Source organism: Aestuariivirga litoralis, assembly GCF_003234965.1.
Taxonomy (GTDB): domain Bacteria; phylum Pseudomonadota; class Alphaproteobacteria; order Rhizobiales; family Aestuariivirgaceae; genus Aestuariivirga; species Aestuariivirga litoralis.
This window is the reverse complement of sequence record NZ_QKVK01000003.1, coordinates 80,928-103,501: the sequence shown is the minus strand read 5'-3', so window position 1 is coordinate 103,501 and position 22,574 is coordinate 80,928. Positions and strand designations below refer to the sequence as shown.

25 protein-coding genes are annotated in these 22,574 nt (G+C 66.6%); 11 read left to right on the top strand and 14 right to left on the bottom strand.

All coding sequences use genetic code 11. From position 1 onward, the window contains the following. Positions 1-221: 221 nt before the first annotated feature. From DK847_RS07750 to DK847_RS07710, 10 genes are all read right to left on the bottom strand, one after another. Entirely contained in the window at positions 222-632 is a 411-nt protein-coding gene (locus DK847_RS07750) for a metallopeptidase family protein (RefSeq protein ID WP_111197498.1), read from the bottom strand. A 10-nt stretch (positions 633-642) separates the two neighbouring features. Continuing rightward, entirely contained in the window at positions 643-798 is a 156-nt protein-coding gene (locus DK847_RS20580; protein WP_161957190.1) for a hypothetical protein, read from the bottom strand. Positions 799-1,145: 347 nt separating this feature from the next. Further along, positions 1,146-2,555 carry a 3-isopropylmalate dehydratase large subunit gene (gene leuC / locus DK847_RS07745; protein WP_111197496.1) on the bottom strand — a complete coding sequence of 470 codons (1,410 nt, stop codon included), beginning with the start codon at positions 2,553-2,555 and terminating at the stop codon, positions 1,146-1,148. 128 nt (positions 2,556-2,683) lie between these two features. After that, positions 2,684-3,454, bottom strand: a complete 771-nt coding sequence (locus DK847_RS07740; protein ID WP_111197494.1) for an SDR family NAD(P)-dependent oxidoreductase — start codon at positions 3,452-3,454, stop codon at positions 2,684-2,686. Then, positions 3,451-4,449 carry an ABC transporter permease gene (locus tag DK847_RS07735; protein ID WP_111197493.1) on the bottom strand — a complete coding sequence of 333 codons (999 nt, stop codon included), beginning with the start codon at positions 4,447-4,449 and terminating at the stop codon, positions 3,451-3,453. The genes DK847_RS07740 and DK847_RS07735 overlap by 4 nt, the downstream gene beginning before the upstream one ends. Before the next feature lie 128 nt (positions 4,450-4,577). Next, positions 4,578-5,621, bottom strand: a complete 1,044-nt coding sequence (locus tag DK847_RS07730; protein WP_425358686.1) for a sugar ABC transporter substrate-binding protein — start codon at positions 5,619-5,621, stop codon at positions 4,578-4,580. Between the two features lie 34 nt (positions 5,622-5,655). Further along, complete coding sequence (locus tag DK847_RS07725) at positions 5,656-6,447, bottom strand: ATP-binding cassette domain-containing protein (protein WP_111197491.1); 792 nt, start codon at positions 6,445-6,447, stop codon at positions 5,656-5,658. Continuing rightward, entirely contained in the window at positions 6,444-7,601 is a 1,158-nt protein-coding gene (locus DK847_RS07720) for an ROK family transcriptional regulator (RefSeq protein ID WP_111197489.1), read from the bottom strand. Before DK847_RS07720 ends, DK847_RS07725 begins: the two co-directional genes overlap by 4 nt. Positions 7,602-7,661: 60 nt before the next feature. Further along, positions 7,662-8,852, bottom strand: coding sequence for an aminotransferase class V-fold PLP-dependent enzyme (locus DK847_RS07715; RefSeq protein WP_111197487.1), 1,191 nt, complete (start codon positions 8,850-8,852; stop codon positions 7,662-7,664). 37 nt (positions 8,853-8,889) lie between these two features. Continuing rightward, complete coding sequence (locus tag DK847_RS07710; RefSeq protein ID WP_111197485.1) at positions 8,890-9,681, bottom strand: hypothetical protein; 792 nt, start codon at positions 9,679-9,681, stop codon at positions 8,890-8,892. Between the two features lie 350 nt (positions 9,682-10,031). Here DK847_RS07710 and DK847_RS07705 point away from each other — a divergent pair, with 350 nt between their 5' ends. The 11 genes from DK847_RS07705 to DK847_RS07655 all read left to right on the top strand — a co-directional run bounded on the left by DK847_RS07705 (position 10,032) and on the right by DK847_RS07655 (position 17,002). Continuing rightward, a complete protein-coding gene (locus tag DK847_RS07705) occupies positions 10,032-10,406 on the top strand; it encodes a hypothetical protein (protein ID WP_146256072.1) in 375 nt (124 codons plus the stop codon). A 107-nt stretch (positions 10,407-10,513) separates the two neighbouring features. Next, complete coding sequence (locus DK847_RS07700) at positions 10,514-11,479, top strand: lipase family protein (RefSeq protein WP_111197482.1); 966 nt, start codon at positions 10,514-10,516, stop codon at positions 11,477-11,479. Beyond that, a complete protein-coding gene (locus DK847_RS07695; RefSeq protein WP_111197480.1) occupies positions 11,476-11,946 on the top strand; it encodes an ion channel in 471 nt (156 codons plus the stop codon). The genes DK847_RS07700 and DK847_RS07695 overlap by 4 nt, the downstream gene beginning before the upstream one ends. Positions 11,947-12,054: 108 nt before the next feature. After that, a complete protein-coding gene (locus tag DK847_RS07690; protein WP_161957189.1) occupies positions 12,055-12,678 on the top strand; it encodes a transglutaminase-like cysteine peptidase in 624 nt (207 codons plus the stop codon). 9 nt (positions 12,679-12,687) lie between these two features. Continuing rightward, positions 12,688-12,894, top strand: coding sequence for a hypothetical protein (locus tag DK847_RS07685; RefSeq protein WP_111197477.1), 207 nt, complete (start codon positions 12,688-12,690; stop codon positions 12,892-12,894). A gap of 58 nt (positions 12,895-12,952) precedes the next feature. Next, positions 12,953-13,348, top strand: a complete 396-nt coding sequence (locus DK847_RS07680) for a hypothetical protein (RefSeq protein WP_111197475.1) — start codon at positions 12,953-12,955, stop codon at positions 13,346-13,348. 72 nt (positions 13,349-13,420) lie between these two features. Continuing rightward, entirely contained in the window at positions 13,421-14,824 is a 1,404-nt protein-coding gene (locus DK847_RS07675) for a PepSY-associated TM helix domain-containing protein (protein WP_111197473.1), read from the top strand. A gap of 31 nt (positions 14,825-14,855) precedes the next feature. Next, on the top strand, positions 14,856-15,338 hold the full coding sequence (locus DK847_RS07670) for a copper chaperone PCu(A)C (protein WP_111197472.1): 483 nt from the start codon (positions 14,856-14,858) through the stop codon (positions 15,336-15,338). A gap of 66 nt (positions 15,339-15,404) precedes the next feature. Continuing rightward, the gene (locus DK847_RS07665; RefSeq protein WP_161957188.1) at positions 15,405-15,998 is read left to right on the top strand and encodes an SCO family protein; all 594 of its coding nucleotides are present in this window, start codon (positions 15,405-15,407) and stop codon (positions 15,996-15,998) included. A 158-nt stretch (positions 15,999-16,156) separates the two neighbouring features. Next, positions 16,157-16,729, top strand: coding sequence for a DnaJ domain-containing protein (locus DK847_RS07660; RefSeq protein WP_245414551.1), 573 nt, complete (start codon positions 16,157-16,159; stop codon positions 16,727-16,729). Between the two features lie 78 nt (positions 16,730-16,807). Beyond that, the gene (locus DK847_RS07655) at positions 16,808-17,002 is read left to right on the top strand and encodes a hypothetical protein (RefSeq protein WP_111197468.1); all 195 of its coding nucleotides are present in this window, start codon (positions 16,808-16,810) and stop codon (positions 17,000-17,002) included. 5 nt (positions 17,003-17,007) lie between these two features. Here DK847_RS07655 and DK847_RS07650 read toward each other — a convergent pair whose 3' ends face one another. The 4 genes from DK847_RS07650 to DK847_RS07635 form a co-directional block, all read right to left on the bottom strand. Continuing rightward, positions 17,008-18,576: an OpgD/OpgG family glucan biosynthesis protein gene (locus tag DK847_RS07650; RefSeq protein WP_111197467.1), complete on the bottom strand. Its 1,569-nt coding sequence runs from the start codon at positions 18,574-18,576 to the stop codon at positions 17,008-17,010. Between the two features lie 96 nt (positions 18,577-18,672). Next, positions 18,673-19,554 (bottom strand): DMT family transporter, encoded by an 882-nt coding sequence (locus DK847_RS07645; RefSeq protein WP_280956391.1) that lies wholly within the window; start codon positions 19,552-19,554, stop codon positions 18,673-18,675. 118 nt (positions 19,555-19,672) lie between these two features. Beyond that, complete coding sequence (locus DK847_RS07640; RefSeq protein WP_245414550.1) at positions 19,673-20,521, bottom strand: sterol desaturase family protein; 849 nt, start codon at positions 20,519-20,521, stop codon at positions 19,673-19,675. Positions 20,522-20,589: 68 nt separating this feature from the next. Further along, on the bottom strand, positions 20,590-22,455 hold the full coding sequence (locus tag DK847_RS07635) for a tetratricopeptide repeat-containing sulfotransferase family protein (RefSeq protein WP_161957187.1): 1,866 nt from the start codon (positions 22,453-22,455) through the stop codon (positions 20,590-20,592). Positions 22,456-22,574: the final 119 nt, after the last annotated feature.

The window sequence follows — 22,574 nt, the reverse complement described above, 5'->3', positions numbered from 1 at the left end:
TCCTATAGAGGGGAAGGGCAGTGGCTGCAACATGGGCGCCTTTCAGGGGAACCATTCCACCGCGACAGGGGTTTTCAGGGGCAGTGGAGACAGCCCGAAGCACTGTTCTCCCCGTCACTGCGGGTCCCGATCCCCTATCCCCTGCAAACCCCGTGACCGGAACTGCGCAGTCCCTGGAGAAGCCGGCCGTGACCCTTCCCTCCACGGCCGGTTTCGCCGTTTCAGGGGGTGCGATCCTCGATTCCGTACATGTCGTCGTCGGAGAGGCCGAAATGGTGGCCGATCTCGTGCACCAGGACGTGGGTGACGATGGCGCCCAGCGTTTCCTCATGCTCGGCCCAGTAGTCGAGGATGGCGCGGCGATAGAGGAAGACCATGTTGGGCATGCGGCCCGTCTCGGGCGTCGCTGAATCATGGGCGAGCCCGATGCCCTGGAACAGGCCAAGGAGATCGAAGGGCCCCGCGTCCATGTCCTTCTGCACCTCTTGCGTGGGGAAGTCGGCGACGGAGATGACCACCTCGCCGCAGAGCGCGCGGAAATCCGGCGGCAGGGACGCATAGGCCTCTGCCGCAAGCTCTTCGATGTCGCTGATGGAGGGGGCGGAGAGTCCGGCCAGCCGGTGGTCCGCCATGAAGGTCAGGCTATTCGCAGGCAACCGCGCAGCTGCCGGCGGAACCGGTCATCGCCTGCACGGTGGTGAAGCCGGCAAGCCCGCCGGTGACGAGGGTCAGGAACACCAGGCCGAGGAAAATGCGGCGCAGGAACTTCGCGTCCGCCTGAACAGATGAACTAGCCACTTTAACCCCCACTCGAATATTGGCGCCGGCCTTGACGTTGGCATCACCTTATCGCCACGCCGGTGACATAAGGTTTAACGAGAAGTTCAGCAACCGTTAATGATCTGCATCACAGTCGTGATGCGACCATTCAATTTCCCCAAGATGTCTTTGTTCCTGCCGAAGTCTTCCCCGTGCCGGAACGCAGTCGGGACTAGCCCCTAGCCGAGCCGCGGATTGTTCGCAAATGAACTTTCCCGGGTAGAAAATTCAAAGTGCAATCAAGGGGAAGGGCGAACCTCCCTGGCGGAATGCGAACGGCCCCGCGGGTGAGGCGGGGCCGATCAGCAGAATCACCGCAGGGGGACTCAGCCCAGGTTGCGCACGTCGACGAAGCGGCCGGCCAGTGCGGCCGCCGCCGCCATCTCGGGCGACAGGAGGTGGGTGCGGCCCTTGTAGCCCTGGCGGCCCTCGAAGTTGCGGTTGGAGGTCGAGGCACAGCGCTGTCCGGGCTTCAGCTGGTCCGGGTTCATGCCGAGGCACATGGAGCAACCCGGCTCGCGCCATTCGAAGCCCGCCGCCTTGAAGATCTTGTCCAGCCCCTCGGCCTCGGCCTGTTCCTTCACCAGGCCCGACCCCGGCACGATCATGGCATAGGCCAGCCGGTCGGAGACCTTCTTGCCCTCGACGATCTTCGCCACGGTGCGCAGGTCCTCGATGCGGCCATTGGTGCAGGAGCCGATCCACACGACATCGAGGTCGACGTCGGTCATCTTGGTGCCGGGCTTCAGTCCCATGTATTCGAGGGCCCGCCACTTGGACTGGCGCTTGCCTTCATCCGCGATGTCGTCCGGGTTGGGGATGACGGCCTCGATCGACATCACGTCCTCTGGGCTCGTGCCCCAGGAGACGATGGGTGGCAGGTTGGCGGCATCGAGCGTGATGACGCGGTCGAAATGCGCACCCTCGTCGGTCTTCAGGGTGTTCCAGTAGGCAACAGCCTTGTCCCAGGCCTCGCCCTTGGGCGCCATGGGGCGGCCCTTGAGGTATTCGTAAGCCTTCTCGTCGGGGGCGATCATGCCGGCGCGGGCGCCGCCCTCGATCGTCATGTTGCACACCGTCATGCGGCCTTCCATCGAGAGGTCACGGATCGCCTCGCCGGCGAATTCGATGACCGAGCCCGTGCCGCCCGCCGTGCCGATCTGGCCGATGACGGCGAGGATGATGTCCTTCGCGGTCGAGTGCCTGGGCAGCTTGCCGTCCACCTGGACGAGCATGTTCTTGGCCTTCTTCTGGATCAGCGTCTGGGTGGCGAGCACGTGCTCGACCTCGGAGGTGCCGATGCCATGCGCGAGTGCCCCGAAGGCGCCGTGGGTGGAAGTGTGGCTGTCACCGCAGACGATGGTGGTGCCGGGGAGCGTGAAGCCCTGCTCGGGGCCCACCACGTGGACGATGCCCTGGCGCTTGTCGAGCTCGTTGAAGTACTTGATGCCGAATTCGGCGGCATTCTTGGCCAGCGTCTCCACCTGGACGCGGCTTTCCTCCTCCGCGATGCCCTTGGAGCGGTCGGTGGTCGGCACGTTGTGGTCGACCACGGCCAGCGTCTTCTCCGGGTGGCGCACCTTGCGGCCGGTCATGCGCAGGCCCTCGAAGGCCTGGGGGCTGGTGACTTCATGGACGAGGTGGCGGTCGATATAGAGCAGCGCCGTGCCGTCCTCGGCCTCGTGGGCGAGGTGGTCATCCCAGATCTTGTCATAGAGCGTGCGCGGCTTGGCCATGGTCGAATGCCTTCGGAAATGGATTTTGGGGCGTATTTAGCGTGTCGGGGGCGCAAGTCAAACCCCGGGGGCGGGCACCAGCCATACGCAAATTCCCCTCCCCCTTGGCGGGGAGGGGACGTCGATCTTCAATCCGGGTTGATCCGGAAATCCGCCCCCTCGGGCAGCGTCTGGCCGCCGTCGACGATGATGGTCGTCCCCGTGATGTAGGAGGCATCGTCCGAGGCGAGGAACAGGGCGCAATTGGCGATGTCACGCGGGGTGCCCAGCCGCCCCAGCGGCACGGCCACCTCCATCGAGCGGATGAATTCGGGCGAGCGGTGCATCTGCATCCCTGAGGTGAGGATGTTGCCGGGCTCGATGCCGTTGACCGTGATGCCGTAGCCCGAGAATTCCAGCGCCGCCGACTTGATGAAGCCGTTGATGCCTGCCTTGGAGGCCGAATAGTGGCCGTGCCCGGGGCTCGTCACCCGCGGGCCGGTGATCGACGAGGTGAAGATCATGCGGCCCGCCTTCTTCGCCTTCATGTGCGGCAGGGCGGCGCGAGCGGCGAGGAAGGTGCCCTTGAGGTTGACGGCCAGCACCTTGTCCCATTCCTCAGGCGAGGTTTTCTCGATCAGCGTCCAGGGATAGATGCCGGCATTCTGGACGAGGATGTCGAGGCTGCCGAAGCCGTCGAGTGCGGTCTGGACTGCGCGCTGCGCATGGTCCATGCGCGAGATGTCGGTCTCGATGAAGAGGCCCTTCAGGCGCGCCGCCGTCTCCTTGCCGGCCTCCACCTCGGTGTCGGCGATGACGACCTTCGCCCCTTCCTCGACGAAGCGCTGGGCGATGCCCTCGCCGATGCCGCGCGCAGCACCAATGACCAGCGCGACCTTGCCTTCAAGCCGTCCCATCATGCGAACCTCTGGCGGATCTGGAGTTTCAGCGTGTCGAGCAGCACCGCCGCGAGAACCAGGAGACCAAGGATCACCTGCGTGTAATGGGCGGGCAACCCCATCAGGTTGATGGCGGTATGGATGGAAGAGAGCAGCAGCACGCCGGCATAGACGCCCGGCAGCTTGCCCACGCCGCCTTTCAGGCTGACGCCGCCGATCACCACGGCGGCGAAGGCGTTGAACAGCATGCCGGTGCCGAGATTGGCGGTGGCGCCGGAGGTGCGGATGGCGAGCAGCCAGCCCGCCAGCCCCGCGATGGCGCCCGCGAGGATGAAGGAGATGAACATCAGCCGGTCGACCTTGATGCCGGCACGGAAAGCCGCCACCGCATTGCCGCCGATCAGCGTGATGTGACGCCCGAAGGGCGTTCGCTGCATGATGAAGGAGAAGACGACGAAGCAGAGGATGGCGATCCACGCGATGAGCGGGATGTAGAGGAACTGCTCGATGCCGATGAAGCGCAGCGAGGGCGACAGGTCCTGCGCCGAGCGCCCGCCGGAGATGGCCACCACGAGGCCGCGCACCCAGATATAGGAGGCGAGCGTCACGATGAAGGCGTTCATCTTCATCTTGACGGTGAAGAAGCCGTTGAGAAAACCGATGACCGCGCCGACGGCGAGCGCGACGGCGAGCGACACGGGGATCGCCAGCCATTCCGGCGTCAGCACCAGCCCCATGCCGATGCCGCGCGAGCAGAACAATATGCCGGTGATCATGGCGGCCAGCGCGGCAGTCGATTCCACCGACAGGTCCATGTGCCCGGCGATGATGACGATGGCGAGCCCGATCGCCATCACGCCGACGAAGGTCGACTGCTCGATGATGTTGGCGAAGATGCCGATCTGGAAGAAGTTCGGCACGAAGAGCGAGAACGCGATCAGCACCACCGCCAGCATGAACCAGACGAGATGGTCGAGGATGAATTCGGCTGTCGCGCGCTGGCGGGGTGAGGTCATGGTCCGGATCCGTGTTTCGTTTCCCCCTCTGCCGTCACCCCGGCGAAAGCCGGGGCCCAGCTTTGGGCGTCATGAAGGAAGCTGGGTCCCGGCTTTCGCCGGGATGACGGTCGTTGGGGGAAGCGTCCCTACTGCACCGGGGTGATCTTGTCGGCGGGTGCCTTCAGGTTGCCCCAGAAGCGCGGCTCGTCGACATTGTCCTTGGTGATGGCAGCACCCGGGATCTTGATGTTGGGGCCCCAGCTCTCCACGGTCATCACCGAGTCGAGGCCGAGCACCTTGTAGTCGCCGGGCTTGATCTCCTGCTTGTTCACCACCTTGTCGGCGAACATGGCAAGCGCTGCTGCCTGGGCATAGAGCGGCTGCTCCACCTCGACGTTCTCCCAGCCCTTGCGGATCAGGTCGAGGCCGACGGGTGCGCCGTTGGAAGAAACCAGCATCACGTCGCCCGGCTTCTTGCCCTTGGCCTCGAGCGAGGCGACCGCGGCCACCGCGAGGTGCGCGGCGTGCACGAAGATGAGGTCGATGTCGGGGTTCGCAACCAGCTGGTCGGCGACGATGGTGCCGGCATTGGAGGCTTCCCACTGCATGGCCGGAAGCGAGATGATCTCGACGCCGGGGAAGGGCTTCATCTTCTCCTCGAAGCCCTTCTGGATGTCGAGCGTGTAGGGGTCGGACGGATCGCCCAGCACCTGCAGCACCTTGCCCTTCACGTCGCCGTTCTTGGCCTTGAGCAGCTTGGCGATCTCGTCGCCCGCCACATGGCCGATCTCCACCGTGCCGGCCACCGAGGTGAGGTCGGACGGCGTCGAGGTGATCTGGCGGTCGAAGATCATGACCGGGATCCCCGCGGCGCGCGCCTTCTCGATCGAGGGGGCGAGCGCGTTGAAGTCCACCGCGGCAAGGATGATCGCCGAGGGCTTCTGCAGGATGGTGTCGTTCATCTGGCTCTGCTGCAGGTCGGTCTTGTTGTCGGCATTCAGCGTGACCACCTCATAGCCCACGTCGCCCATGAACTTGGTGATGGCGGAGACCGACTCGGTCTGGAACTCGTCCAGCAGCGTCGGCACCATGTAGTAGATCTTGCCCTTGGACTGGGCGAAGGCGGGCGAGACCAGCCCCACCGCGGCAATCGCGATGGAGGCAGTCAAAAGACGGCGCAGTCGGTTCATGTTCGTCTCCTCTGTGGGTTGCTCTTGTCGTGGCTCAGTGCAGTGGGCCGTTCGGCCTCGTTTCTTGGGCTTGGCTGGTGAGAGCCTCGCCGGTGATGAGCCCCACGACCTCGTCGGGGCTCGTCTGTTTCGTCGGCACGTCTCCTGCGACGCGGCCCTGGCGGATGACCACGATGCGGTCTGCCACCTGGAAGGCCTGCTGCATGATGTGGGTGATGATGATGACGCCGATCCCCTGCGCGGCGATGCGCTTGATGAGGTCGAGGCCGCGCCTCGTCTGCTCCACGCCCAAGGCCGCGAAGGGCTCGTCGAGTAGCACCAGCTTGCCGCCCCAGTGGGCGAAGCGGTTGAGCTCGATGGCCTGGCGCTGGCCGCCGGACAGGTTCTCGACATTGGTGCGGAGCGACGGGATTCGCGTGCCGGCGTTCTTCAGTGCCTGCGCCACCACCTGCTCCATCTCCTTCTCCTGCAGCACGGGGATGAGGCCCAGCCACTTCTTCACCATCTCGCGGCCCATGAAGAAATTGCCGACGACGTCGACGTTGGTGCACAGCGACAGGTCCTGGTAGACGGTCTCGATGCCTTGCGCCTTGGCCTCCGCCGGGGTCGGGAAGAAGCGCTCCGCGCCATCGAAGACCATGCGGCCGGCACTCGCCTTGAGGCCGCCCGAGATGATCTTGACGAGGGTGGACTTGCCCGCGCCATTGTCGCCGAGGAGCGCCACCACCTCGCCCCTGCCGACCTTGAAGGAGACACCCTTCAGCGCCTCGATGGCGCCGAAGTTCATGCGGATGTCGTCGAGCTCGAGAAGGGTGGGAAAGCTCATGCAACACGGCTCCTTGCGAAGAGTGGGTCCTTCTCGCCGCCATCCTGGCCGAAGCGCGGCGACAGGACGCCGGAGAAGGCGAGCGAGGCCGCGCCCCGCAGCACCGCGTCCTGCCCGCTGGCCGAACGCATGATGCGCGGTGCGGTGCGTCCCTTGCGGTCGGCCACCGAGGTGGGCAACGGGTCGAGGGCGGCCACCAGCTCGCCGAGCAGTTCGTCGTCCATGATGCCGCCGATCACCACCGTCTCGGGGTCGAAAAGGTTTTCGATCGTCACGATGGCGTTGCGCAGAAGGGGCGCTGCCTCCTCGATCCAGGCGGGCTGGCCGATGATCGGCGCACGGCGCTGGAAGGCCTCGAGTGACACATAGCGTTCGAGGCAGCCCTTGTTGCCGCAGGAGCAGGGCCTGCCATTGGGCACCATCGGCACGTGGCCGATCTCGCCTGCATTGCCATAGAAGCCGCGCAGCGGCACCCCGTCCTTCACCATCGAGCCGCCGAGGCCGACCCCGAAATAGAGATAATAGAAGGCGCTGACATTGCGTCCCGCACCATGCAGGCTCTCGCCCAGGGCTGCGGCGGCCATGTCGGTCTCGACGAAGGCGGCAAGGCCGGTCGCTTCCGACAGTCGCTCGGCCACCGCAACGCCGCGCCAGCTTTCGAGCGTGGTGGGCCCCACGAAGCTCATCTTGTCGACGTCGAAGGGGCCGGGCATGGCAAGGCCGATGCCGAGCAGCATGCGCCCGCTGGTGGCGGCGCGGAAGGTCTCCACCAGCCGGCCGATCTCGCGGAAGCTGTCATCGGGGTGGGGCGGCGACATGGCGAGGCGCTGCACCTCCACGATGCTGCCGGCAAGGTCGACCAGGGCCGCCTCGATGCCGCGCGGCGTGACATTGACGCCGATGGCATAGGCGCCCTGCGGGTTCAGCGTCAGGCTCATGGGCGGCGAGCCGCGGCTCTTGCGGTGGGTGCGCTCGCCGGACACCAGGCCCAGCTCCTCCAGCTCGCGGATGATGTTGGCCACCGTCTGGACGGTCAGGCCCACCTTCTGCGCGATGCCGGCGCGTTCGATCGGCCCGTGCTGCCGGATCGTCTCGAGCACGATCCGCCGGTTATAGGGCCTGCCGAATTCCTGGTTCGTCCCCTTGAGGGACATGGCTCCATCCCTGTTTCTTGACGGGGATCATGCGCCGAATCCGGAATAATGCAAATGAATTTATAATTCCCGCAGAACGCGCGCGATCTGCTCGCCTGTAACCTGCGCTTCCCCCGGCCTCAGGCACATGGGGTTGACGGTGACGATGCCCTTGTCGCGCTGCCCCGGGTCGAGGACCACGGCCGGCTCCCCCGTCTGCAGCCTGAGGCACAGTTCGGTGGGGCTCATCTGCTCCGGGTCGAGGGTGATCTCCACGATGGGCACGGCCCCCGTGTCGTTGCTGCCGGTGATGGTGACGAGGAAGCCGTCGAGGGCGGCGGCCACCGTCTCGCAGTCCTTCAGCCAGCGGGCATGGCGCGCCGCGTCGCCCTCGGCGATGAACAGGCGCAGCGCCGTCAAGAGCCCGACGATTTCCTCCTTCCCGGCCTTGCAGCTCCGCCCGATGCCGTGGGCGGGGGCACCCTTCAGGCGATATTTGTCGATCAGCGTCGGGGGCGGTGACCACATGTCCCAGAAGATGTCGAGGTCGAGGTGCTGCAGCGCCGCCGCCATGACGAGGTCGCGCCGCCCGGCGAGGATGCCGCTGGCCTGGGGGCCGCCCAGCGCCTTGCCGCCGGAGAAGGCCACGAGATCGGCGCCCTCGGCAATGAAGCGCCTGAGGTTGGATTGCGGCGGCAGCTGTGCCGCGGCATCGACCAGCACCGGCACGCCGCGCGCATGGGCCACGGCGGTGACGTCGGCCAGCGGCGGCCGCGCCTGCGCATCGGCGACATAGAAGACGCAGGCGGTCCGGTCGGTGATCGCGTCGTCGATCTCCCAGCCTTCCGCATCGCGCACGCCGGCGCCTGCATAGCGGTCCGGCAGGCCCACCTCGATGATCCTCAGTCCCGCGGCGCGGATGGCGTGGTCATAGAAATTGCGCTGGCTGCGCACCATCACGCATTCGTTCTTCATGCCGGCGGCATCGGGAAGCCGCGCCATCCTGCCCGGGTCGAGCCCGGTGATGCAGGCGGCAGCCCCGAGCAGCAGGCAGGCCGATGCGCCCGAGGCGACATAGCCCGCTTCGGCGCCGGTCGCTTCCGAGATGATGCGCGAGGCCGCCGCCTGCAGCTCGGCAATGTCGACGCAGGCCTGCGAGGCCGCCACCATGGCAGCCGAAACCTCCGGCCGCATGATGCCGCCCGAAAGCCTGGTGGCCGTGCCCTTGGCGTTGATGAGTGTCCTCACACCCAGGTCGTCATAAACCGTCACGGCACCCTCCGGAATTGGCCGAGCTTAGGCGCGCCCGTCACGGCCGATCAAGCCAGTCGCCCACCGCCGCGAACTCGGGGCGGAAATAGGCGATCATCCGGCCTTCCGGCGGCGCGGCCGCTCCGTCCTCCCAGGGCGCCACGCCATGCAGGAGATGGCGATGCACAAGCACCGCCTCGCCGGGTGCGGAGGCCAGCACCACCCGCTCGCAGCTGTCGAAGACCCGGCGCCGTGCATCCTGGTAGGCAGCGGTCACGTCGATGTCCTTCCAGGTCTCCGGCGTGTGGCCGGCGAAGGCCTGTGCGAACATCGCCCGCATCACCTGGTGCGAGCCCCGCCACACGGTGAGCGGGGCTGCCCCGGCGGCGTGCTCGGTGAGCGTCACGCCAAGGACATAGGCATGGGGTTCGCGCAGGTAGCGCCGCTTCTCCGGCCCTTCGGCCAGCAGGCCGTCGACATGGGCGGCATCGCGGGTGCGGCGGAAGGCAAAGGCAGCGGCACTTTCCTCCTCCGAAGGGCGCGGGTAGCCCGGGTAGCACACCGAGACCTGTGCCCGGTGCAGGGGCAGGGAAAGGCCCAGCCCGTGCCGGATGAAATCCATGGCCGCCCCGGCCAGCGGCGGGCCGTCCGCCACCCGTCCGGCATGGTCGTTGGGCAGGGCATCGACGCCGACGAACCACGTGCCGCCGCAGCGCAACCAGTGGGCCTGGGCCTCATCCTTCGCGGCCACCGCGGCCAGGGGGCGGGCATGGCGGGCCCATGCAAGCATCGGCTCCTCCGCCGCAAAGCGGAGGAAGCCATTGTCGAGAAAGCTGTCGAGACGGCGCATGCCGTTCCCTAGCACGGGCCGCGCCGCCTTCAACGGCCTGCAGCGGCACCAAAACAGCGGGTCATGGTGAAGTATCTCTGAATCGTTTGCAGCCCGAGGCCGAGTATAATCGCCACAAACCGGCTAGAGAACGGAGACGAATGCCCGCATTGCGCTAGAATGCGCGAGTACAGCCAATGAATACAACTGAACAGTGTGGCAATACTGCGCTTTTGATCGACATCAACGAGACATTAAGCCATGTGATCCCCATATTTCGACCACATGGGGCTGCCAAAGGGGCGTCCGAAAACCAAACGGGCAAGCGGCCAGGGGGCCTTGGCTTGCCGCAAACAAGGGGCTTCATCACCATGAACCTTCGCACCGCTCTTGCGGCAAGCCTGATTGCTGCCACCACTCTCCCCCTCGCCGGCATGGCTGAGGCGGCACCCCTCGGCCGTGCCGAGGTCACCAAGCTGTTCCCCGGCCAGTTCGAGGCCCAGGTGAAGGGCTACCGCGTGAATTTCACGGGAAGCCGTGGCGGATCGATCACCGGCGTCGCCTATGGCCAGCAGGACACCGGCCGCTGGTTCATGAAGGGTTCGGCGCTGTGCGTCTCCTTCGACAAGTGGACCAAGGGCGAGGCCAAGTGCGGCCGCATCAGCCAGCAGGGCGGCTGGTACGTTGCCAAGGGCAATGACGGCGACGTGCTGAAGTTCCGCCGCACCGACCTGGCGCAGAACTGATGTTCCGGCAGCGGGCCTGAAAGACCCGCTGCACCGCCTCCTGCGATTGACGCGGCAGGTTCCTCGCGCCAAGGTGAGTCGATTCCCGAACTGGAGACTTGGCGGCGTTGGTTTCGATCACGATGGGCGGCGCGGTGCTGCGCCCAGGCATGCGGCAGGCGATGGCCGCCCTCGTCAGCATCAGCCTTCTGGCCGGCTGTGCCAGCCTTCCCAAGGGTGAACTCCAGACGCTGGGCTCGGAAGTCGTCCAGGAAAAGATCGACTTCGCCACACTCGACGTGAACGCCAAGCGCGCCAAGGCGGCCTATGCCAGCCCGGCGCAGATCCGCAGCGCCTATCCGAAGGCCACCCGGGTGGCGACGCCCGGCGGCCGCGACGTGCAGTACTTCATCGAGACCGACGACAAGGCCAAGGTGCAGTATCTGGTGGTGCGCGGCACCACCGACGACACCACGCTGAAGGAAGACTTCGATGCCAAGCTGCGCGTCGACCGCGCCACCAAGATCCCCATCCACACCGGCTTCGACCAGGATGCCCGCGCCGTGTGGAAGGATGCCCAGCCCTACCTGAAGACCGGCTACAAGACCTACCTCGTCGGCCATTCGCTCGGCGGCGCGGTGGCGGCCATACTCGGCATCTACATGATCGAGGACGGCTACAAGGTGGACAAGATCTACACCTATGGCCAGCCGCGCTTCACCACTTCGGAAGGCGTGGCGCAGCTTGGCTTCCTGCCGCTGCTGCGGGTGGTGGACGAGAATGACGTGGTGCCGCTGCTGCCGCCCGGCGCGATGGCAAACAGGAAGTATGGCCGTTACGAACAGTTTGGCCCGGAGGTCATCCTGCTGGAAGGGCCGGACTATGTCTACCTGCCCTCCCAGGCCGCGACCGAGCTGAGCCTTGGCGAGTTCTGGCGCGACCTGAACGTGGCCGACCTCAAGGACCACAAGCTCAACAACTACATCCGCCGCATCGAGGACAAGATGAACGGCGGACGCCAGGTCGCCTACAATGCGCGGGAGAACTATGTTGCCAAGCAGAACACGGTGGCGGCGCTGAAATCGCGGCAATGACCGACGCCGAAACGCTGATCCTCACCTATCCCCTGGCCGAGATGCTGATCGGCCTTGCCATTCTCAGTCTCGTCATCCTGGTGCATGGCGTGGGGGTCCGGCTGGTCTACCGCCACTTCACCCGAAGATGGTCCGCCGACCACGCTCCCTGGCACCGCAATGCCGTGCTCTCGGTCGCCACCGCCTCGCTTGCCGGGCTGCACCTCGTCGTGACGCTGATGTGGGCCTGGCCCATCTGGTGGAGCGGCCTCATCCCCGGCCTGAGGGATGCCTATTACTTCGTGCTCGAGAACTACACCACGCTGGGCGACAATACGGTGAGCTTGCCCCCGGCCTGGCGGCTGATCGGTCCGGTCATCGCCATTTCCGGGCTGTTCAACTTCGGCTGGACCGCCTCGATCTTCGTCAACATGATGCACGACGTCGGCACCGCGGACCGCGCCGAGGTCCGCCGCGAACACCACTGAGCCCCGCCGCCGCCCCCGGCCGTTAACTTAACTTTTCGTTTACGATTGCCCGTCCGGCGGCCCCAAGGCATGTTTACGCCATATTAACGATATGGCCGGGGCATGGGGATGGGTAAGATCGGAAAGGGAGTGGCACTGCTGCTGGGCTGCCTTCTGGCGCTCGCCGCCCCGTCGCTCGCCGCTGCCGCCCAGAAATCAGCGGCCTTCGCCCGCGAGTATTCCGAAACCCTGCCGCCCATCGGTTTCGTCGAGTTCTGCCAGCGCAACCCCGAAAACTGCCAGCCCGACGGTGCCCACAAGCGCCGCGCCTCGATGAGCGAGGAGAAGTGGCTGCTGGTGCGCATGGTCAACGCCTTCGTCAATGGCGCCATCGCACCGGTCACCGACGAAACCCTCTATGGCACGCCCGAATACTGGACCATCCCGACCGATGCCGGCGACTGCGAGGACGTGGTGCTGCTGAAGAAGAAGATCCTGGTGTCGAAGGGCATTCCGGAAGAGGCCCTGCGCATCACCGTGGTGCTGGACGAGCATGGCGAGGGCCATGCCGTGCTGACGCTGACCTCTGCCGCCGGCGACTACATCCTCGACAACCGCCGCAACGAGATCCGCGCCTGGGGCGACACGGGCTACACCATGCTGAAGCGCCAGTCGGCGCAGGACCCGCGCAAGTGGGTGTCGCTGGAACCGGCCCGCACCGGTTCGGCCATCGCCGGCACGGCCAGCAAGTAGGCGCTGCCCATGATCACGCTGCCCTTCCGCATCCTTGCCACCGTCGCCATCGCGCTGTTCTTCGCCAGCAAGTGGGTGCGCCGCGGCGTGGCTGCCCTCGTGGTGTCCGCCGTCCTGGTGGCTGCCCAGAACCCCGATACGCTGCAGGCGCTGGCTGGCGGCCCGTCCGGGCAGCTGTCCCTGCTGCAGGCCCTGTCGAGCCTCGCGGGCGGCTGAACCTCCCTGCGACCCCGGCGCGGTTTACACGCCCAGCGCCTTGCGCTTATGTGGGCCGATGCGCGGGGGAATCGTCACCAGGCTGAGAGCACTGCGCCGCTGGTTCGCCCAGGCGGTGGCGCTTGCCCTGCTGCTGCCTGCCCTCATCGGTCTTCTGCCGCAACCCGCCCTCTCCGCCGCCTTGGCGCTGGAACGTGACCTGCTGCTGTCGGTCTGCGGCCAGGACTTGCCGCAGCCGGGTGGCGGCCAGCACCAGACCAGCCACGACCATTGCGTGCTGTGCGGCAATCATTGCCCCGGCTGCAGCCCCAGCCTGGCCACGGCAGCGCCCGCCTTCACGGCGGTGCCACGCCGATCCGCCACGCCGGAGGCGAGCGCCGCGGATGCCATCGCACCGCCGCTGCAGGCGCTGCTCGACGCCAGTCCGCCGCGCGGACCCCCCGCTTCCACCTGATCGACCTGTGCTGAAACCGGCGCGGCTCCGCGGAGCCGTGCCCGACCACGTCATCGATTCCGGGGGAAACCCATGTCTTCAACCATCATGCCGCAGCAGGATGCTGTGGCGAGTACCAGGCTCTATCGCGCCGTGTGGCGCTGGCACTTCTATGCCGGCCTCATCGTGGCGCCGTTTCTCGTCATCCTCGCCGTTTCCGGCCTCGTCATGCTGTTCGTCACCGGCGTCGCGCCGGAATATGGCGACTGGCTGAAGGTCACGCCGCAGGCCCGGCAGCTGACGGTCACCCAGCAGGTGGACAAGGCGCTGGCCGCCCATCCTGGCGGCAGGCTCGGCAAGTACGTCACGCCCTGGGGGCCGGACTATCCGGCCCTCGTGCGCGTCGACCTCGACACCGGCAACCGCATGCTGGCGCTCGACCCTCACGACGGCGCCATCCTGCGTGACGTCGCCGAGGCCGGCACGTGGAACGAGTTCATGACCAACGTCCATGGCGAGCTCCTGGTGGGGGGCAATGGCGGCCCGGGCGACTATGTCGTCGAGACGGCGGCCAGCCTCGGCATCACCCTGCTGCTCACCGGGCTGTACCTGTGGTGGCCGCGCAATGGCCGCGGGCTCGGCGCGGCGCTCAAGCCCGACCTGGCGCTGCGCGGCCGCGCCCTGTGGCGCAGCCTGCACCAGACGCTGGGCGCCTGGATGTCGGTGGTGCTGCTGTTCTTCCTGCTCTCAGGCCTTGCCTGGGCCGGGGTGTGGGGCGGCAAGATGATGCAGGCGTGGAGCACCTTCCCGGCGGAGAAGTGGGACAACGTGCCCCTCTCCGACAAGGCCCATGCCAGCATGAACCATGGCGCGACCAAGGAGGTGCCGTGGACGCTGGAGCAGACGCTGCTGCCGAAGTCCGGTTCGACGGCGGGGATCGAGGGTCTGCCCGAGGGCGTTCCCGTCAATGCCGAATCCCTTGCGGCGCTGGGGCGCGCACTCGGGATCGCGGGCCGCTTCCAGATCGCCGCACCGGCCGACGAGGCCGGCGTGTGGACGCTGAGCCAGGACTCGATGAGCTATGACAGCACCAACCCCACCGCCGACCGCACGGTGCATGTCGACCAGTATACCGGGCGCATCCTCGCCGACGTGAAGTTCGCCGACTACCCGGTCTTCGGCAAGCTCATGGCGGTGGGCATCGCGCTGCACGAGGGCCAGCTCGGCTGGTGGAACGTGGCGCTCAACGCGCTGTTCTGCCTCGCCGTGATCTTCGCCTGCGTGTCGGGCGTGGTGATGTGGTGGCTGCGCCGACCGGTAGGCCGGATCGGCGTTCCCGCCTATCCGCGAGACTTCCGGCTGGGCTTCGGCGTGGCGCTGATCGCGCTTGCCGTGGGGCTGGCCTTCCCGCTCGGCGGGGCCGCCATCCTGGCGCTTGCCATCCTCGACTTCCTGCTTCCCGCCCGCCTCAAGCAGGCCGGCGCGTCCGGCCACTGACAACCAATACTGCAACGAAAGGACATTCGACATGAAACTGTTCAAGGAAATCGCCTTCGCCTCGGCACTCTCGCTTGCTGCGCTGTTCACGCTGGGTGACGCCCAGGCGCATGAAGTGAAGCTCGGCGATCTCGTCATCCATCATCCGTGGTCGCGCCAGTCGCCCATGGCCGCCAGCGTGGCGGCGGGCTTCATGACCATCACCAACACCGGCAAGGAGGATGACCGCCTGGTCAAGGCCACCTCCGAGATCGCCCCGGTGACGCAGATCCATGACATGAAGATGGAAGGCGACGTGATGAAGATGGTGGAATTGCCGGACGGCATCGTCATCCCTGCCGGCGGCACTGTGAAGCTGAAGCCCAAGTCACTGCACATCATGTTCATGGACGTGAAGCAGCAGCCGGCAGAGGGCACCAGCTTCACCGGCACGCTGACCTTCGAGAAGGCCGGCACGGTGACGGTCGACTACGAGGTGGCCGCCCCCGGCGCCGACATGGGCGACATGCACTGAGACTTGATATCATGAGGGGTGAGAGGGGCTATGCTCCTCTCACCTTGCTCCGGAAGGTTGCGTGCGATGAAACAGACAAGACTGATGACGGCCGCCATCGCGGCCGCGGTGCTTGCCCTTGGTGCGGCGGGCTGGCTCGGCGTGGAGCTGCTGCGCGGCCAGCAGCAATCCGCCATGTTCCAGGTGGGCGGCCCCTTCGTTCTCGCCTCGTCGGCGGGCGGCACGGTCGATTCGGCCACGCTGGCGGGCAAGCCCTATGCGGTGTTCTTCGGCTTCACCCATTGCCCCGAGGTGTGCCCCACCACGCTCTACGAGATGAGCAGCAACCTCGCCGCGCTGGGCGAGGCCGCGAAGGATTTCCGCGTGTTCTTCATCACCGTCGACCCGGCGCGCGACACGGTGGCGGCGATGAAGGACTATGTCGCCAACTTCGACCCGCGCATCGAGGCGCTGGTACCGACCGACGATCAGCTGAAGCAGCTCGCCTCCGACTTCCGCGTCTACTATGCCAAGGTGCCCACCAGTGACGGCGGCTACACCATGGACCACACGGCGACCATTTTCCTGTTCGGCCGCGACGGGCGCTTCGCCGGAACCATCGGCTATGGCGAGGCAGCCGAGATGCGGCAGGCCAAGCTCGCCAGGCTTCTCAAGGGGTGATGAAACTGCCGGACGGCGCGCGCTCCGCGTGCGGGCCGCGCTGTAAAGCATATACCAAGCGACGGCTTTTGTCGGCACATCGCATCGGCTAGACTGGTTCTCACAGGGGATGTGGCCGGGACCGTGCCTGCACGCCCGAACAGGGGCCACGCGTGGGGATGATGGAAGCAAGCAGCTTCGTCGATTATTACAAGATCATGGGCGTGAAGCCGGATGTCGCCTCGGCTGACCTCGAGCGGCGCTTTCACCGGCTCGCCAAGCGCTATCACCCCGACAACCCGCAGACCGGCAACCGCGAGCGCTTCGACCTGCTGATCGAAGCCCACAACATGCTGAAGGACGCAAGCCGGCGCTCGCAATACGACATCCTCTACAAGCAGGTCGTCGGTTCCAACCAGCCCTTCGGCAACGACGGCAACGGCAGCGACACCGTGGGCCAAGACGTGGACATCCAGTCCAAGCTCCTGTCCGTCTTCTACAACAGGCGGCGCCACAACATCCGCGATCCCGGCGTGCCGGAGGTCGAGCTCGAGCGCATCTTCGGCTGCAAGATCGAGAACCTCGAGTTCCATCTCTGGTACCTCAAGGCCAAGCGCTGGATCGAGCGGCTGGAGAACGGCATGTTCTCGATCACCGTGGAGGGGATCGACCACATCAATTCCGAGCACAACCGCAAGACGACGACCATGCTGCTGATGGATCGCAGCCAGGAGAACGACGACCTCGACTAGGCTGGTAATTCTCCCGTACTTGTTGCAGGCGGCGCTTCATAGTAAGCTCGGCTTGTAAACCGAATCCGCGAGGTCGCCATGGGAGAACTGGATGGCTGGGCGGTGGCACTGGGCCAGACGGCGTGCCGCTATCTCTCCCGCAACGACCATGACACGCTCTATCAGACGATCTGCTCCGACGGGTCGTCGGCCGCCGGCTGGAAGCTGGTGTTCTTCGCCGTCGTCTTCGTTCTCGTCAGCTTCGGGCTGTGGCGGCTGTTCAGGCCGGCCTGAGGGCCTTACCAGTTGGTCTGCTGCGGGAAGTGCTGGAACAGCCAGGTTTCGCTCAGCGCCTTGCCGTCCCTGGTGCGCAGATAGGCGCGCAGGTCGACCGGTTCGCCGCCCTCGACGTCGAGATCGAAGATGATGCGCCAGTGGTCGGTTCCCGCCACGCGGATGGCAAACGGACCGACCACGCGCCCGCGTGACACGGTGATGTCGGGGATCGCCTGGTTCTTCGTGCTCTCGCGCGTGGCAAGGTCGCCGCCCGCGAAGTCGATCACGTATTTCACATAGCCGGTGGCCTTGTCGCGCACCGCCGGGTTGCCGCCATTGCCGCGTCTCGTCGCGATCACCCGGCCGATGGCGGGTGAAAGGTAGGGCTCGGCATCCACCCAGTGCAGCCGGTAATCGAGCGCGAAGGACTGGCCTGCCTTCACCGCGGCGCGCGGCGTCCAGAACGCCACGATGTTGTCGTGCACCTCGTCCTCGGTGGGGATCTCGACCAGCTGCACCTCGCCCTCGCCCCAGTCGCCGCGCGGTTCCACCCACAGGGTGGGGCGCCTGTCGTAGAACACGCCGTCATCCTCGTAGTTGCGGAAGTCGCGGTCGCGCTGCACCAGCCCGAAGCCGCGCGGGTTCTTGTCGACGAAGCTGTTGGTCATCACCCGCGGCGGATTGTTGAGCGGCCGCCAGATGCGCTCTCCCGCCCCGGTCCAGATCGCGAGGCCCTCGGAATCATGGACCTGCGGACGCCAGTCGCGGGCCTGGCGGCGGTTGGTCTCGGTAAACCAGAACATCGAGGTGAGCGGCGCGAAGCCGAGCTGCTCGATGTCCTTGCGCGTGAAGATGCGCGCCTCGACGTCCATGATCACCGCCTTGGGCCTGCTGCAGGTGAAACGGAAGGCACCGGTGGCGCTCTGGCTGTCGAGCAGGGCGGTGATCACCAGCGCGTCCGCCTTCTCCTCGAGATAGAACTCGGTGAAGCGCGGAAACTCCTCGGGGCCCGAGGCCGTGGTGTCGATGCTGAGGCCGCGCGCCGAGATGCCGTACTGGTTCAGCTCGCCCGACGAGCGGAAATAGGCCGCGCCGAGAAAGGCCAGCCAGTCATTGTTGGTGTCGCCCTCATGCACGCGGAAGCCGGCGAAGCCGAGGTCCTTCGGCAGCCTGGTGGCGATCGCACCGGCCTTGGGGCCGAAGCTGAAGATCTCCGGATCGTAAAGCACGTCGCGCGACTGGCCGCCCTCGACGATGGCGATCTTCACCGGCGACTTGAAGTAGCGCCCGAGGTGGAACAGCCGCACCGGATAGCGCGAGCCCTTGAACAGCGCATCCTCCGGCCGGAAGGTGATCTGCTGGTAGGCGTCGAAGTCGATCTTCTCGAGCAGCTCCGCCGCGCGCACCGGCGTTGGCGTGAAGGGCTTCATCGCCATTTCGCGCGCCGTGGCAACCAGGCTGTCGAAGCTGAACGGCACCGGGCCAGACAGGGTGAGGCCTGTGACCTCCTCCGCCATGGCGGGTGCTGCGGCGGCAAGGCCCGCGGCACCTGCGGCGAGGAGAAGGGCACGTCTGGAGAGGGTGTGGTTCATGGGGATTGCCGCCGGAAAGGGAAGGAGGTTGCGTTACCGAATGGTCCTGCCGCATGCAATTGAAAAGCGGCGGAGACATGGCAGCCGCGGCGCCCCTCAGGCCTCCACCGGCCGCAGGCTGGCGCGCGCCGCGATCCAGCAGCTGACGATGATCAGGCCGGCCCCGGCCAGCGTCTCCCAGGTCACCGTTTCATCGAAGAAGAACCAGCCGAGCGCGATGGCCCAGATGAAGGCGGTGTATTCGGTGCTGATCAGGTATTGCGCCTCGGCCCTGGCATAGGCCCAGCTCATCAGGTACTGGCCGGAAAGCGACAGCGCGGTCACGCCCACCAGTGGCAGCCAGAATTCGCGCGGCAGCAGCACCGCGATCCACGGCGCGGCAAGGCCCATGATGACCAGCAGGAACAGGTTCTGGAAGAACATGATCTCGATCGGCTTGGCGATCTGCGCCTGCTTGCGCGTGAGCACCAGGTTGAAGCCGTAGAACACGGTGGACACCAGGATCGACAGCGTGCCCAGCAGCGTCTCGTGCGTGTGGGTCTCCGCCCCGAACTGCCCGGCCACGATCACCCCCACCCCCGCGAAGCCGAGGACGGCCGCCCACACCGCCTGGGCGCGGATGCGCTCGCCCAGCAGCATGGCCGCCAGGAACAGAGCGAAGAGCGGTGCGATGAAGCTGAGCCCGATCGCCTCGGCCAGCGGCAGCCGGGCGAGGCCCCAGAAAAAGGTGATGAGCACGATGCCCACGATCAGGGCGCGCAGCGCGTGAAGGCGGAGGGCCCCCGGTCCCGGCATCACGCGCGACTGCGCTGCCCAGCCGGCCGCCGAGGCCAGTGTCGCCAGCACGCTGCGCCACAGCACGATGTTGTAGACCCCCACCGCGATGACCAGCGACTTCATGCCCGCGTCCATGGCGGACAGCAGGAAGATGGCCAGCGTGCAGACCAGCACGGGGATCGTCGCGGATGCGCTTTTCAAGGGGTCAGGGTCCGAGGGATTGATGAACCGGTGGAACGGCAGCCTCTATGGCATGGAACGCCGGGGCCACCTACGGGGGCCGCGGAATGGAGGGATGCGGCGGAAGCGGGAATGCAGGTCAGGCCGACGGGCGCGTGACCTTGGCCGCCGGTGCGGCGGCAGCCCGGCGGCGGCGCAGCCGCCGTGCCATTTTGACGAAAGGGTGGAGAAGCTGCATCAGGTAGTTGCCGCTCACCGGCTCGGCAATGCCATAGCGCGCCGGCATGGTGTCGGGCAGGTAGGCGGTGCCGAACACGATGTCCCACAGCGGCAGCTGGCCGGAGAAGTTCTTGTTGTGTCCTTCCGCCTCGCTGGCGTGATGCCAGTGGTGGAACGCGGGCGTGGCGACGAGCCATTTGAGGGGGCCGGCCGGAAGCCGCAGGTTGCTGTGGATGACCAGCGCCTGCCACTGGTAGATGAACCCGGCGAGCAGGATCGCGGGCATGGAGAAGCCCAGCGCGAAGAGCGGGATGAGGGCGGTGCCGCGCTCGATGACCTGGTCCACCGGGTGAACCCGGAAGGCGGCGAGCCAGTCCAGCTGCTCGCTGCTGTGGTGCACGGCATGAAAATCCCACAGCCAGGGCACCTCGTGCTGCAGGCGGTGGCCGAAGTAGAAGAACAGGTCGCCCAGCACCGTGCCGACGGCGACCTGCAGCCAGACAGGCTGCGCCGCCACCCAGTCCCGCGCCGCCGCCGGCACCACCAGATGGCCGAGCACTACGGAGCCGCCGATCACCGCCGACAGGCCGAGGCCGACGGGGATGACGGTGAACAGGAAATGCAGGAGGTCGGTGGTCCATCCCGGCCGGAAGAAGCGGCGGCCGCGCTGCGCCGGAAGCAGGTATTCGAGCGGGGTGAAGATCAGCAGGCAGAGGCCGAGCATGGAAAGCTGCCCCCAGCCGGGGAGGAAATGCCAGAGCGTGCTCACCGTGCCACCCGCGTGATCCGAACCGGTCTTTCTCTTACCAGCCCGGCGGCGGATTTCAACTTTGCACCCTAAGCAAGGCCGAGCGCCTGGCGCAACGGGCCGAGATGGCGCTCGTAATGGCGCCAGCGCCCCACCGAACGGTCATAGAGCGGCTGCCGCACCTGCCAGCGCGACGGCGTGTCGACCCGGCGCTCCTTCAGGTGGAAATCGAGGCAGGCGGCATCCCAGTCGAGGCCGATGAAGGAGACGAGGGCCCGCGCCTCCGCCTCGAGGTCGGCCACTACATTCTCGTAGACGACCTCGTGGATGGCGATCGGCAGCACTGCGTGCCAGTGTGCCATCAGCATCTCGTAGTTGCGGTAATATCCTCCGAGTACGGAGAGATCCTGGTTGTATCCGTGGTTGCCGTTGAACTTCTGCATGTACATGGACAGGCAGGTGTCCAGCGGGTCGCGGCGGCAGTGGATGATGCGGGCATTGGGGAACATCAGGGCAATGAGCCCCAGCCACTCATAATTATGCGGCTGCTTGTCGACCAGCCGCAGGCTCTCCGGTGCCACCCGTGCATAGGCCTCGCAGTAGCGGCGCGCCAGCGCCGCCGCGGCGCCGGATGAGAGATCCGCTGCCGCTGCGGTGAAGCGTGCGGCGTCGAAAGGCTCCCCGCCCAGCGCCTTCGCGAGGCGCGGCAGGTCCGGCAATTCGCCCAGGCCTTCGACGCGCGGGTGGCTGGCCAGGATCTGTTCGGTGAGCGTGGTGCCCGAACGCGGCATGCCGACGACGAAGACGGGCCGCTGGTCGGCGCTGCCGAAGCCCTGGCGCGCCGCGAAGAAGGGCTTGTCGAAGGTCGCCATCAGGGCCTCATAGGTCCTGGCCTGTCCGGCGAGGTCGAAGCGCGTGGAAAGCAGCCGCTTGCCGCGCCCATAATGCGTGATCGCGTCATCGTGGCGCGCGAGGTCGTTGCTGATCTTGCCGAGGGCATGGTGCAGGCGGGCGCGGTCCTCGTCGGTCAGGTGGCGCAGGGCGAGCAGCCGGTCATATTCGGGAATGAGGGGGTCATCCGTCTCGAACCTCCGGTTCTCGGCGATGCCGCACAGCGCCTCCACCCGGTCCGGGTCGATGCGGCGGGCCTTTTCATACATCTCCAGGGCCTCGGGGAAGCGCCCCGTCTCCGACCTGATCCGCGCGAGGCCCAGCCACGCCTCGGCCGGCCCGCCCGCTGCGGCCGCGTGCTGGTAGCTCGCCTCCGCCTCATCGAGGCGGTTGAGATCGCACAGCACATTGCCGCGGTTGCTCAGCGCCTCGGCATAGTCCGGCCTGAGGCCGATGGCGGTATCGTAGCTTGCCAGCGCCTCGTCGAAGCGGCCGAGGTCCTTCAGCAGGTTGCCCAGGTTATTGTGGGCCTCGGCCTGGCCGGGGCGGAGGGTGATGGCTTGCCGGTAGCTCGCCAGGGCCTCGTCCTGCCGGCCCAGCAGGCGCAGAACGCGGCCGCGGTTGACATAGGCTTCGGCATGGCCGGGCTTCAGGCGGATGGCGCGCTCGAAGCTTTCAAGTGCCGCCTCGTGGCGGTGCAGCGCGGTGAGCGCATTGCCGCGGCCGTTGCAGGCTTCGGCGAGGGAGGGGTCCGCAGCGCTTGCGGCCTCCAGCGAGATCAGCGCTTCACCGGCCTTGCCGAGCTTCAGCTGCACCACGCCGAGCTGCAGCAGCAGCAGCGGGTTGCCGGGTTCCGCCTTCACGGCCGCCTGCGCCAGGGCGAGGGCCTCCTCCAGCCGTCCCTGCCGGGTATGGACGATGGACAGGTTGGTCAGAACCGACGGCCGGCCGGGAACAAGCTCAAGCGCCGCGCTGAAGCATGACTCCGCCGTGCGCAGGTCGTCCTTGCCGAGGGCGTGGAGCCCCTTGAAGAACAGGTCGGATGCGGTCGCGGCGGTGTCCATCGGTTCGTTGCCAGTGCCATGTGAAAGTTGCGCGCGTGCAACGCTCGCCGCCCAGCTTAGCATCAGTTCGCGCAAATCAAACCCGCTTTCCGTGCAGGCAATGTCCTTGCCGCATGTCA

Excerpts from the sequence above, each read along its gene's own strand:
- DK847_RS07705 (WP_146256072.1), top strand. The coding sequence starts at position 10,032 with ATGAACCTTCGCACCGCTCTTGCGGCAAGCCTGATTGCTGCCACCACT.
- DK847_RS07675 (WP_111197473.1), top strand. The coding sequence starts at position 13,421 with ATGTCTTCAACCATCATGCCGCAGCAGGATGCTGTGGCGAGTACCAGG.
- DK847_RS07695 (WP_111197480.1), top strand. The coding sequence starts at position 11,476 with ATGACCGACGCCGAAACGCTGATCCTCACCTATCCCCTGGCCGAGATG.
- DK847_RS07710 (WP_111197485.1), bottom strand. The coding sequence starts at position 9,681 with ATGCGCCGTCTCGACAGCTTTCTCGACAATGGCTTCCTCCGCTTTGCG.
- DK847_RS07720 (WP_111197489.1), bottom strand. The coding sequence starts at position 7,601 with ATGTCCCTCAAGGGGACGAACCAGGAATTCGGCAGGCCCTATAACCGG.
- DK847_RS07690 (WP_161957189.1), top strand. The coding sequence starts at position 12,055 with ATGGGTAAGATCGGAAAGGGAGTGGCACTGCTGCTGGGCTGCCTTCTG.
- DK847_RS07670 (WP_111197472.1), top strand. The coding sequence starts at position 14,856 with ATGAAACTGTTCAAGGAAATCGCCTTCGCCTCGGCACTCTCGCTTGCT.
- leuC (WP_111197496.1), bottom strand. The coding sequence starts at position 2,555 with ATGGCCAAGCCGCGCACGCTCTATGACAAGATCTGGGATGACCACCTC.
- DK847_RS07680 (WP_111197475.1), top strand. The coding sequence starts at position 12,953 with ATGCGCGGGGGAATCGTCACCAGGCTGAGAGCACTGCGCCGCTGGTTC.
- DK847_RS07750 (WP_111197498.1), bottom strand. The coding sequence starts at position 632 with ATGGCGGACCACCGGCTGGCCGGACTCTCCGCCCCCTCCATCAGCGAC.
- DK847_RS07660 (WP_245414551.1), top strand. The coding sequence starts at position 16,157 with ATGATGGAAGCAAGCAGCTTCGTCGATTATTACAAGATCATGGGCGTG.
- DK847_RS07725 (WP_111197491.1), bottom strand. The coding sequence starts at position 6,447 with ATGAGCTTTCCCACCCTTCTCGAGCTCGACGACATCCGCATGAACTTC.
- DK847_RS07665 (WP_161957188.1), top strand. The coding sequence starts at position 15,405 with ATGAAACAGACAAGACTGATGACGGCCGCCATCGCGGCCGCGGTGCTT.
- DK847_RS07635 (WP_161957187.1), bottom strand. The coding sequence starts at position 22,455 with ATGGACACCGCCGCGACCGCATCCGACCTGTTCTTCAAGGGGCTCCAC.
- DK847_RS07650 (WP_111197467.1), bottom strand. The coding sequence starts at position 18,576 with ATGAACCACACCCTCTCCAGACGTGCCCTTCTCCTCGCCGCAGGTGCC.
- DK847_RS07730 (WP_425358686.1), bottom strand. The coding sequence starts at position 5,621 with ATGAACCGACTGCGCCGTCTTTTGACTGCCTCCATCGCGATTGCCGCG.
- DK847_RS07655 (WP_111197468.1), top strand. The coding sequence starts at position 16,808 with ATGGGAGAACTGGATGGCTGGGCGGTGGCACTGGGCCAGACGGCGTGC.
- DK847_RS07740 (WP_111197494.1), bottom strand. The coding sequence starts at position 3,454 with ATGATGGGACGGCTTGAAGGCAAGGTCGCGCTGGTCATTGGTGCTGCG.
- DK847_RS07685 (WP_111197477.1), top strand. The coding sequence starts at position 12,688 with ATGATCACGCTGCCCTTCCGCATCCTTGCCACCGTCGCCATCGCGCTG.
- DK847_RS07735 (WP_111197493.1), bottom strand. The coding sequence starts at position 4,449 with ATGACCTCACCCCGCCAGCGCGCGACAGCCGAATTCATCCTCGACCAT.